Origin of the sequence: Halomonas sp. G15 (genome assembly GCF_021282295.1) — a bacterium.
Classification (GTDB): domain Bacteria; phylum Pseudomonadota; class Gammaproteobacteria; order Pseudomonadales; family Halomonadaceae; genus Halomonas; species Halomonas alimentaria.
Genome location: NZ_JAJSPA010000004.1, coordinates 89,017 through 102,935, shown reverse-complemented (window position 1 = coordinate 102,935; position 13,919 = coordinate 89,017). Strand labels below are relative to the sequence as shown.

Genomic DNA, 13,919 nt, shown 5'->3' with positions numbered 1-13,919 from the left:
CCATTCGAGCGGTGCCGCCCGGCGGCACCGCAGCGACACTCAACTGGAGACGTCACCATGACGACACTGTTCGCCTTCTATGTGCTGATCTGGCCCGCCCTGACGCTGGGCGTACTCGCCCTGATCTGCCGCGCCGTATGGCGCGACCGCCGCAAGGCAAGAGAGGAGCACCGCGAGCTGGTCTGACGAGCGCTCGCTGGAACGACATCGGCCCCGCTGGCAGTGCCAGCGGGGCCGATATCGTCCTGCCCATCGTCACGAGTCGCGTTAGACTCCTGATACAGGACCCGCGACGCCGAACGTACCGGCAGGAGCATGACATGAACCATGACACCCTCGACTACTATCGCCCCCCGGACGCCGATGCCCTGGGGCTGATCCTGATTCGCGCCGACGCCGAGGGCCTCACCGAGATCGACTTCGTCAGCGAACAGCAGGAGCCGCCTCGCCCGGGCCCCCTGACCGAGCTGGCATGCGAGCAGCTGGCCGAGTACTTCGCCGGCACTCGCCGCGACTTCGACCTGCCGCTGGCCCCCCGCGGCACCGACTTCCAACGCCGGGTGTGGGCCGCGCTGGGGGGAATCCCCTATGGCGAGACCCGCAACTATGCCGAGCTCGCCGAGCAGCTCGGCAGCAAGGGCGGCCAGCGCGCCGTGGGTGCAGCCAACGGCAGGAACCCCCTGGCCATCGTGGTGCCCTGCCACCGCGTGATCGGCAGCGACGGCCGCATGACCGGCTACGCCGGCGGCATCGGCCGCAAGCGCTGGCTGCTCGCCTTCGAGGCGGGCGAGGTGCCGATGCTGCTGTAACTGCACGACGTGCTGACAACGATGCTCTAGCTACGATGACCTGACGACAACACGGAACAAGGGAGCGGGAATGAGCCACAACCTGTTCGAGACCTTCGCCACCCGCATGCAGGCCCGCGGCGACGCCGACTTCATCACCACCCGCGAGGGGCGCCGCTACTCCCATGCCGACGCTCTGGTCGCGAGTGCAAGCCTGGCCGGTGCCCTGGTGGAGCTGGGCGTGGCGCCGGGCGACCGGGTGGCGGTGCAGGTCGACAAGAGCCCCGAGGCGATCCTGCTCTACCTCGCCACCCTGCGTGTCGGCGCCGTCTACCTGCCGCTCAACACCGGCTATACCGGCGACGAGATCCGCTACTTCCTGGGCGATGCCGAGCCAGCGCTCTTCGTCTGCCGCCCCGCCGCGGTGGAGGAGGCACGGAACATCGCCGCCGAGACCGGATGCCCCGCGGTACAGACCCTGGGCACCGCGGCAGACGGCAGCCTGATGGAAACGGCCGCCGCGGCCACCCCGCGCGAGACGGTGGAGCCCCGCGAGGAGAACGATCTGGCCGCCATCCTCTACACCTCGGGCACCACCGGACGCTCCAAGGGCGCCATGCTCACCCACCGCAACCTGGGCTCCAACGCCGCCACCCTGATGGAGGCATGGCACTTCAGCGAGAACGACCGGCTGATCCACGCCCTGCCGATCTTCCACACCCACGGGCTGTTCGTGGCATGCAACGTCACCCTGATGGCCGGCGCCAGCATGCTCTTCCTGCCGAAGTTCGATGCCGACGTGATCTTCGAGGAGATGCCCCGCGGAACGGTGCTGATGGGCGTGCCCACCTTCTATACCCGCCTGGTGGCCGACTCGCGTCTCACCCCCGAGGTCACCGCCAGGATGCGTCTGTTCGTCTCCGGTTCGGCGCCGCTCACCGCCGAGACCCATCAGGCCTTCGAGGAGAAGACCGGCCACGCCATCCTCGAGCGCTACGGCATGACCGAGACCAACATGAACATCTCCAACCCCTACGACGGGGCGCGCCGCGCCGGCACCGTGGGCCAGCCGCTCCCCGGGGTGGAGATCCGCATCACCGACCGCGAGACCGGCGACGTGGTGCCAGCCGGCGAGATCGGCATGCTCCAGGTGCGCGGCCCCAACGTCTTCATCGGCTACTGGCGCATGCCCGAGAAGACCCGCGAGGAGCTGCTCGAGGACGGCTTCTTCATCACCGGCGACCTGGCCCTGGTGGACGAGCACGGCTATGTGCAGATCGTCGGCCGCGACAAGGACCTGGTGATCTCCGGCGGCTTCAATGTCTACCCCAAGGAGGTGGAGCAGGTGATCGACGAGCTCGAGGGCGTGCTGGAGTCGGCGGTGATCGGCCTGCCCCACCCCGACTTCGGCGAGGGGGTCACCGCTGTGGTGGTGCCCGAGGCCGGCGCCGAGCTCACCGAGGGCGAGGTGCTCGAGCACCTGCAGGGCCGCCTGGCCCGCTACAAGCAGCCCAAGCGGGTCGTCTTCGTCGACGGCCTGCCTCGCAACACCATGGGCAAGGTGCAGAAGAACGAGCTGCGCAAGCGCTTCGACGCCACCTACCGCTGAGCCTTCCCGTTCATTGCGGGTTGCCGCGTAGGCCGCGCCGGCGACCTCGGGCCGGCGCGAACAGCGTCAGTCTCACCGCTCGCCCCGGCCGAGGGAGCTCCCCGAGGCGGGGCGCTCCACCTCGAAGAGGTCGCTGCAGCGGGCGTAATCGTTGCCGGCCATGCGCCCGATGGGCCTGAGCCCCTCGGCATCCACGTGGCGGCCGTCCCACAGGGCGTCGTCGACGTGGATCGAGACCACCTCGGCGAGCACCAGGTTGCCGGCCAGGGGCTGGTCGCCGAAGCGGATGATCTCGCGCAGCCGACAGCCGAAGGCCACCGGGGCGCCGGCCACCCGCGGCACCGAGACGCCCGGCATGGCGACCTTCTCGAGCCCGGCGTGGACGAACTCGTCGGCGCCGTGCTCGAGCCCCGCGCTGGTGGCGTTCATCTCCTGCACCAGCCCCTCGCCGCTGATATGCACCACGCACTCCGCCATCTCGCCGAGGTTGCGGATGGTGTCCTTGGGATTGGCGTCACCGTCGAGCAGCGGCGAGAAGCCCAGCACCGGCGGGTTGACGCTGACCACGTTGAAGAAAGAGAAGGGCGCCAGGTTGGCGTTGCCCGCCGCGTCCAGGGTCGAGACCCAGGCGATCGGGCGCGGGCAGATGCTGCCCGATAGCAGGCGGTAGACCTTGCCCGGGCTCAGGGCGTGCTCCTCCAGCAGGTAGTCACTCATGTCAGGGGCTCCGTGTGCATCGTGATGTGCCGATGGTAGCCCATTCACCACCGCCCTGTGGCACCATGATCCTGTCTCCCGGCACCCAGCGAAGGAACCGCGCCATGTCCGCCCACGACGACTCCGCCCTGCAGCCCGGCTTCATGGTGATCCATGGCAACCGCCTGGAGTCGCTGCGCGGCCTGGCGGTGGAGTGGATGCGCCGCCACCCGCTGGGGCCGCTGGAGAACGAGACGATCCTGGTGCAGAGCAACGGCATCAGCCAGTGGCTCAAGCTGGCGCTCGCCGAGGACCGCGCCCACGGCGGTGCCGGCATCGCCGCCGCGCTGGACGTGACCCTGCCCGCGCGCTTCCTGTGGCAGGCCTACCGGGCCGTGCTGGGCGAGGAGCAGGTACCCCCGGTCTCGCCCTTCGACAAGCCGCGGCTGGTGTGGCGGCTGATGCGCCTGCTGCCCGCCCTGCTCGGCTCGCCAACCTTCGCGCCCCTGGCTCGCTTCCTGGAAGATGACGACGACCTGCGCAAGCGACACCAGCTCGCCGAGCGCCTGGCCGACCTCTTCGACCAGTACCAGGTCTACCGCGCCGACTGGCTCACCGCCTGGGCGGCGGGCGAGGACATGATCCTTACCGCCCGCGGCGAGGCGCGGCCGCTGGCCGAGGAGCAGCGCTGGCAGGCCGAGCTGTGGCGGGCGCTGCGCGATGACATCGGTGAGCAGGGGCTCGCCTCCAGCCGCGCGGCGGTCCACGAGCGCTTCCTCGCGGCGTGCCGCGAGCTCGACATGACGAGCCGACCACGCGGCCTGCCGCGCCGGGTCATCGTCTTCGGCATCTCCTCGCTGCCGGCCCAGACCCTGGAGGCGCTGGCCGCCATGGCGCGGGTCAGCCAGGTGCTGCTCTGCGTGCACAACCCCTGCCGCCACTACTGGGCGGACATCATCGAGCACAAGGACCTCCTTCGAGCCGAAAGAAAGCGCCAGCAGCGCCGCCCCGGCATGCCGGCGGACCTCGCCGAGACCGAGCTGCACCTGCATGCCCAGCCGCTGCTGGCCGCCTGGGGCAAGCAGGGCCGCGACTACCTGCGCCTGCTGGACGAGTTCGACGAGCAGCAGGCCTATCGCGGCCTGTTCGAGGGCGAGTCGCTGCGCATCGACCTCTTCGACTCTCCTCTCCACCACAACGCCGAGCCCAGCCTGCTGCGCCAGCTGCAGGACGATATCCTCGAGCTGCGCCCGCTGGCCGAGACCCGCGAGGCCTGGCCCGCCGTGGATCCAAGCCGCGACCGCTCGCTGCGCTTCCAGGTCGCCCACAGCGCCCTGCGCGAGGTGGAGATCCTCCACGACCAGCTGCTCGACGCCTTCAGCGAGGACCCGACCCTCAAGCCCCGCGATATCCTGGTGATGGTGCCCGACGTCGACCAGTACGCCGCCGCGGTGCAGGCGGTGTTCGGCCGGCTGGACGCCGACGATCCGCGCCATATCCCCTTCACCCTCTCCGACCAGGCCAGCCGCCACCGCCTGCCGCTGCTGATCGCCCTGGAATCGCTGCTGCGCCTGCCGGAGCTGCGCCTCTCGGTAAGCGACCTGCTCGACCTGCTGGAGGTGCCGGCGGTGCGCGCGCGCTTCGCCATCCCCGAGGGCGGGCTGCCCACCCTGCGGCGCTGGATCGAGGGTGCCGGCATCCGCTGGGGGCTCGATGCCCGCCAGCGCCAGAGCCTCGACCTCCCGGAGGGGCTCACCGCCAACACCTGGGCCTTCGGCCTGCGCCGGCTGCTGCTGGGCTATGCCGTGGGCGCCGCCGCCGAGGGGCCCTGGCAGGGCGTGGAGCCCTATGACGATATCGGCGGGCTGGAAGCGGCGCTGGCCGGCCCGCTGGTCAGCCTGATCGACACCCTGGAGGCGCAGTGGCGTCGGCTGGCCGAGCCCTGTGACGTCGCCACCTGGGGAGAGCGGCTGCGCGAGCTGCTGGAGGCCTGCTTCCTGGCCGACTCCGACCAGGACCTGATGGCACTGACCCGCCTCGAGCAAGCACTAGAGGCCTGGCAGGAGAGCGCCGAGGAGGCCGGGCTCACGGAGCCACTGCCGCTCTCCGTGGTGCGCGAGCACTGGCTCGCCCAGGTGGACGAGGCGAGCCTCTCCCAGCGCTTCCTGGCCGGGGCCGTGAACATCGCCACCCTGATGCCGATGCGCGCCATCCCCTTCCGCCACGTCTGCCTGCTGGGCATGAACGACGCCGACTACCCGCGGGTCCAGCGCCCGCTGGACATCGACCTGATGGCCCAGGACTACCGCCCCGGCGACCGCTCGCGCCGCGAGGACGACCGCTACCTGTTCCTGGAGGCGCTGCTCTCGGCCCGGGATCGGCTGAGCATCAGCTGGGTGGGGCGCAGCATCATCGACAACACCGAGCAGCCCCCCTCGGTACTGCTCGGCCAGCTTCGTGACCACCTCGCCCGCGGCTGGCGGCTGGCGGGAGATAGCGACGAGGACGGCAAGGCACTGCTGAAAGCCCTGACTACCGAGCACCCGCTTCAGCCCTTCAGCGTCGACTACTTTCGCGAAGGCTCCAGCCTTGCCACCTACGCCCACGAGTGGCGCGAGCTGCATCGCCCGGATGCCGAGCCCGAGCCGACCGCGGTCGCGGAGCCTGCGCTTTCGCCCTACCGGCAGGAGAGCCCGCTGACCCTGGCCCAGCTGGGCAACTTCCTCAAGGCCCCGGTGCAGGCCTTCTACACCACACGCCTCAAGGTCCATCTGGAAACAGAGGCCATGGAGCGCCTCGACCACGAACCCTTCACTCTCGATGGCCTCGACCACTGGCAGCTGCAGCATGCGCTGATCGAGGCGAGCCGCGCGGCGGTGGAAGCCGGGGAGCCCCATGAGCCCGCCATGCAGGCCACCCTGGAGCGACTGGAACGCGAGGGGCGCCTGGCCATGGGCGGCTTCGCCGAGCGGATGCGCGACAAGCTGGTCGAACCCATGGACAGCCTCTTCGCCGACTATCGCCAGGTGCTCGAGGAGTGGCCCCACGCCATGCACGAGCCGCTGGATGTCTCGCTGGACCTGCAACGGGAGCTGGGCGACGGCCTGGTGCTGGAGGACTGGCTAGGCGAACTGCGCGTCAACGACGCCATGGAGCGCTGCCGGGTGCTGCTCACCACCAGCAGCCTGGTCAACAAGGGCAAGTACCACTGGAAGCACTGGCTCACGCCCTGGGTCGCCCACCTGGCCGGCCAGCTCGAGGGGCCCATGACCACGCGACTGCTCTCCCGCGCCGGCGGCGGCACCCTCGCCCCGCTCCCCGCCGAGGAGGCCCGTGCACGGCTGACCGACATCGCCGTGGCATGGCGCCAGGGCATGGCCACGCCACTGCCGCTGGCCAGGGACACCGCCTTCGCCTGGCTGGAGAAGGGCGGCACACCCCAGGCCATGCAACGCTGCCTCGCCGGCAGGGTCGGCGAGGAGGACGACAAGGCCTCGAAGGTGCTGGACACCGTCTACTACGGCAGCGGCTACAACGGCGACCACGGCGAGCTCGGCCGCGACCCCTACCTGATGCGCCAGTGGCCGACGCTCGAGGCGATGCTGAGCTCGCCCGAGGGTGGCGGCCTTGCCGAGCTGGCCGAGCGGCTCTACGCCCCGCTATTACACGCGGTACGCAAGCCGAAGGAGAAGAAGGGCAATAGCGGCAAGGGCAAGGGAGGCAAGGCATGAGCGCACAGGACCAGACGCCCCCGACCCTGGACCCGATCCACCTGCCGCTCACCGGCAGCCGACTGATCGAGGCCAGCGCCGGCACCGGCAAGACCTTCACCATCGCCCTGCTCTATGTGCGCCTGGTGCTGGGCCCGCGGGACGAGACCGACACCGAGAGCTTCCCCCGCGCCCTCACCCCGCCGGAGATCCTGGTGGTGACCTTCACCAACGCCGCCACCCGGGAGCTGCGCGACCGCATCCGCGCCCGGCTGGTGGAGGCCGCCGATGCATTTCAATCGGGGACAGACCCTGACTACACCACCGAAGGAGCGCCGGAGGCAGGCCGAAGAGGAGGTCCTACGCCAGGGATGGCGTCGGTAGCGCCCAGGGAGGGGTTCACAGCGCCTCCTCGTAGGCCTGCCTCCGGATCAGCTCCGTCCATGGGAGCCGCATCAGAAGGCGACATCGACGACCTCTTCGCCGAACCACCGGTGGATAACTCGGAGGCGGTGGACAAGTCGGGCGGCGATCCGCTGCTGGCACTGCGGAACAGCTACCCCCGCGAGCGCTGGCCCGCCTGCGCCCGCCGCCTGCAGCTCGCCGCCGAGTGGATGGACGAGGCCGCGGTCTCCACCATCCACTCCTGGTGCCACCGCATGTTGCGCGAGCACGCCTTCGAGAGCGGCAGCCTCTTCTCGCTGGAGATGAACCTCGACCAGTCGGAGCTCGAGCTCGAGGTCGCCAGGGACTACTGGCGCAGCTTCTACTACGCCCTGGACGCCGACGCCCTGGCGGTGGTCACCCGCTACTGGGAGACCCCCGACTCCCTGGCCGAGGACGTGCGCCGCCTGCAGGGCGACGCCGAGCTGCTCCCCGACGCCCCGCCCCCCGCCGGGGCACTGGCCACCACGCAGGCAGAGCGCGAGCGGGTCCTCGGCGAACTCAAGGCGCCCTGGCCCGCCTGGCTCGACGAACTCTCGGAGGCACTGGAAGCGGCTGCCGCCGCCAAGGCCTTCGACCAGCGCAAGCTCAACAGCAAGAGCCGCGACGACTGGCTGGCGAAGCTGAGCGACTGGGCCGGCGACCCCGAGCTCACCGCCCCGACGCTGACCGACACCGCCTGGAAGCGCCTGACGCCGGAGGGCATGGCCGAGATCTGGAAGACGGGGGAGCCCCTGGACCACCCGGCCCTGCATGCACTGGCCGAACTGCCGGATCGGCTCGCGGCCCTGCCCGATGCCCACGCCGACCTGCTGGCCCACGCCGTGCGCTGGATGAGCGAACGCCGCAGTCGGGTACAGCAGCGCCGTGCCGAGCTCGGCCCCGACGACCTGCTCGAACGCCTCGACACCGCCTTCGCGGGGCCCTCCGGCGAGGCCCTGGCCGCCCACGTGCGCCGCCAGTTCCCGGTGGCCCTGGTGGACGAGTTCCAGGACACCGACCCGGTGCAGTACCGGCTCTTCGACCACGTCTACCGGCTGGCCGAGGCCCCGGACCCCGACGACCCCAGCGGCATCCTGCTGATCGGCGACCCCAAGCAGGCGATCTACGCCTTCCGCGGCGCCGATATCCACACCTACCTGCAGGCGCGCCGCGACACCGCCGGGCGCCACGTGACGCTCGGCACCAACTTCCGCTCCGCCGGCGCCATGGTCGAGGCCGTGAATCGCGTCTTCCGCTTCGCCGAAGGCCACCCCGCCGGTCGCGGCGCCTTCCTGTTCCGCTCACCCGAGGGGGACAACCCGGTGCCATTCTTCCCGGTGGCCGCCAAAGGCAGGAAGGATTCGCTGACCCGCGACGGCGAGCCCCTCCCCGCACTGACGCTGTGGCATCTCCCGGCCGAGGACGGCGCGTCCGAGGAGGGCATCACCAAGGGCGCCTACTTCAAGGAGATGGCCGCACGCTGCGCCACCCATATGGCCGAGCTGCTGCGCGAGGGCCAGGCCGGGCGCACCGGCTTCGCGGAGCCGGGCGAGCCCTTCCGGGCGCTGGCGCCATCGGACCTCGCCGTGCTGGTCAACAACGGTAACGAGGCCAGGGCGATCCGCGGCGCGCTGCTGGATCGCGGCATCAGGAGCGTCTACCTCTCCGACAAGGAGGGGGTATTCGAGACCCCGGCGGCCCTGGAACTGGAGGTGTGGCTCACCGCCTGCGCCGAGCCCGACAGCGAGCGGCGCCTGCATGCTGCACTCGCCATGCCGAGCCTGGGCATGGGCCTGCACGACCTCGACGCCCTGCAGCACGACGAGCTGGCCTGGGAGGAGCGGGTGCTGCAGTTCCGGGGCTACCACCGCCAGTGGCAGCGCCAGGGCGTGCTGCCCATGCTGCACCGGCTGCTGGCCGACTTCGCCGTGCCCACCCGGCTGCTCAGGAGCGCCAGTGGAGAGCGCCATTTGACCGACCTGCTGCACCTGGGCGAGCTGCTCCAGCAGGCCAGCGCCGAGCTCGACGGCGAGCACGCCCTGCTGCGCCACCTCAGCGAGGCCCGCGCCCAACCGCCGGCACAGGCCGACACTCACCGCCTGCGCCTGGAGAGCGAGGCCGACCTGGTGCAGGTGATCACCATCCACAAGTCCAAGGGGCTGGAGTATCCGTTGGTCTTCCTGCCCTTCATCTGCGCCTTCCGCGAGAAGAAGGCCAGCGACCTGCCACTTACCTGGCACGACGACGCGGGGCGCCGCCGGCTCTCGCTGGAACCCGACGACACGGTGCTGGCCCGCGCCGACGACGAGCGGCTGGGCGAGGACCTGCGCAAGCTCTACGTGGCGCTGACCCGCGCCCGCCACGCCACCTGGCTGGGCCTCGCCCCGCTCAAGGGCTTCGAGCGCAGCGCCATCGGCCAGGTGCTCACCGCCGGTGCGCCGCTCTCGCCGACCTCGACGGACGGCTTGCTCGACGCCCTCTTCCCCCTCGCCCAGGGCGCGGAGGAAACCGAACTGAAGGTGATGCCGGCGCCGGAGCCCAGCGATCTCGCGGTGCCTATCGAGGAGAACGGCGAGGCCCTGCGCGAGGCACTGACGCCAGCCCGCCGCGCCCGGGAGCACTGGTGGATCGCCAGCTACTCGGCGCTGCGCCTGGGTGGCGAAAGAATCAGCAGTGAGAGAATTGGTGGTGAGGAGGAGCCCGCTCTTCTGGAAGCCCCCCCCCTTCTGGAAGAACCTGAAACCGCTCTCGAGGCCACCGCCCGGGAGATGCGCGACGAGCCCCAGGACCCGGCGCAGCCGGGCCAGCCGGCGAGTGACGGCTCGCTGCACCGCTTCCCCCGCGGCCCGGCGGCGGGCACCTTCCTGCACGGTCTGCTGGAGTGGGCCGGTGCCGAGGGCTTCGCGCGGCTGGCCGCCGAGCCCGGGCGCCTGGACGATACCCTGGCGCGGCGTGCCAACCTGCGCGGCTGGAGGGAGCGCATCCCGGCGCTGCAGGCCTGGCTGCGCGGCCTGCTGGCATGCGAGCTGCCGATGCCGGATACCCCCGAGGGGCCGGTGGCGCCGCTGCGCCTGGACCGGCTGCAGGGCGCTCACTACCAAGTGGAGCTGGAGTTCTGGTTCGCCGCCCACCAGGTCGACACGACCCGCCTGGACAGCCTGGTGAGTGCCCATACCCTGGGCGGCATTGAGCGCCCGGCGCTGGAGCGGGACCGGCTCAACGGCATGCTCAAGGGCTTCATCGACCTGGTGGTGGAGCACGAGGGGCGCTTCTACGTGCTCGACTGGAAGTCCAACCACCTGGGCCGCGACGACGAGGCCTACTCCGAGGCGGCCATGGCCCAGGCGGTACGCGAGAAACGCTATGACCTGCAGTACTGCCTCTACCTGCTGGCCCTGCACCGCCTGCTCGAGGCGCGGCTGCCCCACTACGACATCGACCGCCACCTGGGCGGGGCGCTCTACGTGTTCCTGCGCGGCCAGCACGCTCCCTCCCGCGGCGTGCACCGCGAGCGCCCGTCCCGTGAGCTGATCGAGCAGCTCGATGCCCTGTTTCGCGACGCCCTGCATGTCACGACAAAAGAGCCCAGCCATGAGTGATCACCCGCACACCGCCGCCCCCATCGAGGCCCTGCACGACGGCGAGGCGCTCTTCGCCCTGCTCGACCGCTGGGTGGCCCGCGGCTGGCTGCGGGCCCTGGACCGCGCCTTCGCCGCCTTCCTGGCCCGGGAGGTACCGGACGCCCCCGCCCCGCTGCTGCTGGCCGCAGCACTCGCCAGCCACCAGCTGGGTCGCGGCCATGTCTGCCTGGACCTCGCCCAGACCCTCGCCGAGCCGGACCTGGCCCTTTCGCTGCCGCCGGAGGGCGACAGCCTGGAGGACCCGCCGCCAAGGCCCAGCGCCCTGCTCGGTGAGCTCGCCCTGGCCGACTGGCAGGCCGCACTCGCGCATCCGCTGATCGTCGGCGACGGCCCCGGCAGCACCCCGCTGGTGCTCGACGGTACCCGGCTCTACCTGCGCCGCTACTGGCACCACGAGCGCTCGATTAGTGAGCATATCGCCGCCCGACTGGTGGGCGATGCCAGCGACACCCGCGACACCGCCACCCTGGCCCGGGCCCTGGCCGCCCTCTTCCCAGCGAGCGACACCCTGGACTGGCAGAAGGCCGCCTGCGCCCTGGCCGCCCGCTCGCCCTTCGCGGTGATCACCGGCGGTCCCGGCACCGGCAAGACCACCACCGTGGTCAAGCTGCTCGCCCTGCTGCAGACCCTGGCACTGGGCGAAGGCAGCCGCCCACTGCGCATCCGCCTGGCCGCCCCCACCGGCAAGGCCGCCGCGCGGCTCAACGAATCCATCGCCGGGCAGGTAGCTGGGTTAAGCCTCGACGGTCTTTCAGACTTGTGGGAGCCCAATTTATTGGGCGATGGCGGTGTCAGCAGGCTTAGATCCGCCATACCCACCGACGTCACCACCCTCCACCGGCTGCTCGGCTCGCGTCCCGACACCCGCCACTTTCGCCATAATGCCCGCAACCCGCTGCCGCTGGACGTGCTGGTGGTGGACGAGGCCTCCATGGTCGACGTGGAGATGATGGCCGCCCTCCTCGACGCCCTGCCGCCCAGGGCCCGCCTGGTGCTGCTGGGTGACAAGGACCAGCTCGCCTCCGTCGAGGCCGGCTCGGTGCTGGGTGACTTCTGCGCCCGGGCCGAGGGCGGCCACTACACCCCCGAGACCGCCGACTGGCTCAGCCAGGCCACCGGCCAGGCGCTGCCCGAAGAGATGCTCGACCCTGAAGGCACGCCGCTGGACCAGGCCATCGCCATGCTGCGGGTCAGCCACCGCTTCGACGCCGCAAGCGGCATCGGCCGGCTCGCCGGCGCGGTCAACAATGATGCGACGGGGCACGAGAAACGCGCCGCCATCCGCGAGGTGCTGGGCCACGGCTACGCCGACCTCTCGCACCTCAGGCTCGAGACTGATGGTGACCGTAGCCTGGAGCGTCTGGTGGTCTCGGGGAACGCCGCGGGCTTCCCTGATCGAGGAAAGAGCGCCGGCGAGGGCCGCGTGGTGAACGGCCAGCCGCTACCGCCGCCGGTGGGCTATCGCCACTACCTCGAGGTCATGAAGGCCGCCGCACCCCAGGCCAACTCGCATGACGAGGTCGACCGCGAGGCCCTGGACGACTGGGCCCGGGCGGTGCTGGCCGCCCATGGCCAGTTCCAGCTACTCTGCGCACTGCGCCGCGGCCCCTGGGGGGTTGAGGGCCTGAACGAACGTATCCGCGCCGCCCTGGAGCGGGAGGGGCTGATCGACAGCGGCGACGGGCACCGGCTCTGGTACCCCGGCCGCCCGGTGCTGGTGACCAGCAACGACTACGGCCTGGGGCTGATGAACGGCGATATCGGCATCACCCTGGCGCTGCCGCAGTCGGCAAGCCCGAGCGGTGATGCAAGACGCGGCCCGGCGCTGCGTGTGGCCTTCCCCGCCGGGGACGGCAGCGGCCAGGTCAAGTGGGTGCTGCCCAGCCGTCTGCAGGCGGTGGAGACAGTGTTCGCCATGACGGTGCACAAGTCCCAGGGCTCGGAGTTCACCCACACCGCCCTGCTGCTCCCCGACGCCCCCAACCCGATTCTCACCCGGGAGCTGATCTACACCGGCATCACCCGCGCACGCCACTGGCTCACCCTGGTGGAGACCGGCCGCGGCCAGCTGCTGGACGCGGTGGAACGGCGAGTAATGCGGGTCAGCGGGCTATGAGAGCTTGTGCATCATCCATGGAATAGCGTTCGACTTGTTCCACTGAGGCCACCTTCGGCTGACAGGCATCATCAGCGCTGCTGTTCAAGCCCCGACACTGCCTCAAAAAGGTCCGCCACCTGGATGATCCCGGTCGCCGTTACAGCTTGCTCGCCAGCTCCGGCAGCGCCTCGAAGAGATCCGCAACCAACCCGTAGTCGGCTACCTGGAAGATCGGTGCCTCATCGTCCTTGTTGATGGCCACGATCACCTTGGAGTCCTTCATGCCGGCCAGGTGCTGGATGGCACCCGAGATGCCCACGGCAATGTAGAGATCCGGGGCAGCACGTTCTTGCCGGTGGTGGAGGCCACCGCCAGCACGTGGCTGTAGTCGCCGGCGAGCTCGGCGATCAGCGCCGCGGTGGGTTCGGCCAGCAGGTAGGCATAGGCGGCATTGTCGGCCACGCGCACCTTGCTGACGCCATCGAGTTTGGCGGCGGCCTCGGCGATGGCGGCCACCTTCTCTCCATCCACATCCACGGCAGGGGCGAAGGTGCCCTGGGGCAGGCCGCCCCCAGCGACTCGACGCGCTCGTCGGTCTCGACGTAGATGGCACGGTCGGCGCCCAGCGCCAGCGCGGTACGGAGCTGCTCCTGGGCGTCCTTGGGACCGACGGTGAGGCCGACGATCCCGCTTTTCCTTCAGGCGCACCGCCTCTTCCACGACGATCTCACAGAAGGGGGTCATGGCCAACTTGACGTTGGTGAGGTCAACGTCAGAGTTATCCGGTTTGACGCGGATCTTGGCGTTGTAGTCGATGACGCGTTTGACCGTGTTCACTTTCATGATCGGCCTGCCTGGCAGCCAGATAGGTCGCCTATTCGACCAGGAAAGAACCACATAAAGTGGCGACTACTCCTAATAAACCGGGCAAAACCAGGTTCTTCGCAGACT

General features: G+C 70.3%; 8 protein-coding genes and 2 pseudogenes. 6 read left to right on the top strand and 4 right to left on the bottom strand.

Annotated features, from left to right (window positions below):
* The first annotated feature begins 57 nt into the window (after positions 1–57).
* The 3 genes from LWH48_RS03800 (at position 58) to LWH48_RS03790 (ending at position 2,397) form a co-directional block, all read left to right on the top strand.
* Positions 58–186 carry a putative transporter small subunit gene (locus LWH48_RS03800; RefSeq protein WP_232911341.1) on the top strand — a complete coding sequence of 43 codons (129 nt, stop codon included), beginning with the start codon at positions 58–60 and terminating at the stop codon, positions 184–186.
* Positions 187–320: 134 nt separating this feature from the next.
* Positions 321–809: a methylated-DNA--[protein]-cysteine S-methyltransferase gene (locus LWH48_RS03795; RefSeq protein WP_232911340.1), complete on the top strand. Its 489-nt coding sequence runs from the start codon at positions 321–323 to the stop codon at positions 807–809.
* A gap of 70 nt (positions 810–879) precedes the next feature.
* A complete protein-coding gene (locus LWH48_RS03790) occupies positions 880–2,397 on the top strand; it encodes a malonate--CoA ligase (RefSeq protein WP_232911339.1) in 1,518 nt (505 codons plus the stop codon).
* A 72-nt stretch (positions 2,398–2,469) separates the two neighbouring features.
* On the opposite strand, the gene LWH48_RS03785 is transcribed toward LWH48_RS03790, so the two are convergent.
* Positions 2,470–3,114, bottom strand: a complete 645-nt coding sequence (locus tag LWH48_RS03785; RefSeq protein WP_232911338.1) for a flavin reductase family protein — start codon at positions 3,112–3,114, stop codon at positions 2,470–2,472.
* Positions 3,115–3,218: 104 nt separating this feature from the next.
* On the opposite strand from LWH48_RS03785, the gene recC reads away from it, so the two are divergent.
* Genes recC through recD form a run of 3 tightly spaced genes read left to right on the top strand, consistent with a single transcriptional unit; the run spans position 3,219 to position 12,986 of the window.
* Positions 3,219–6,824 carry an exodeoxyribonuclease V subunit gamma gene (recC, locus tag LWH48_RS03780; RefSeq protein WP_232911337.1) on the top strand — a complete coding sequence of 1,202 codons (3,606 nt, stop codon included), beginning with the start codon at positions 3,219–3,221 and terminating at the stop codon, positions 6,822–6,824.
* Positions 6,821–10,828: an exodeoxyribonuclease V subunit beta gene (recB, locus tag LWH48_RS03775; RefSeq protein WP_232911336.1), complete on the top strand. Its 4,008-nt coding sequence runs from the start codon at positions 6,821–6,823 to the stop codon at positions 10,826–10,828. Before recC ends, recB begins: the two co-directional genes overlap by 4 nt.
* Complete coding sequence (gene recD, locus LWH48_RS03770) at positions 10,821–12,986, top strand: exodeoxyribonuclease V subunit alpha (RefSeq protein ID WP_232911335.1); 2,166 nt, start codon at positions 10,821–10,823, stop codon at positions 12,984–12,986. Before recB ends, recD begins: the two co-directional genes overlap by 8 nt.
* 139 nt (positions 12,987–13,125) lie before the next feature.
* Here recD and LWH48_RS18415 read toward each other — a convergent pair.
* The 3 genes and pseudogenes from LWH48_RS18415 to LWH48_RS03755 form a co-directional block, all read right to left on the bottom strand.
* Positions 13,126–13,308: pseudogene (locus LWH48_RS18415) on the bottom strand (FAD-binding protein); the annotation flags it as partial.
* Positions 13,248–13,430 (bottom strand): hypothetical protein, encoded by a 183-nt coding sequence (locus tag LWH48_RS18410; protein WP_442908292.1) that lies wholly within the window; start codon positions 13,428–13,430, stop codon positions 13,248–13,250. The gene LWH48_RS18410 and the pseudogene LWH48_RS18415, both read right to left, overlap by 61 nt.
* Positions 13,431–13,531: 101 nt before the next feature.
* Positions 13,532–13,811 (bottom strand): annotated as a pseudogene (locus tag LWH48_RS03755) (electron transfer flavoprotein subunit beta/FixA family protein); the annotation flags it as partial.
* Positions 13,812–13,919 lie beyond the last annotated feature (108 nt).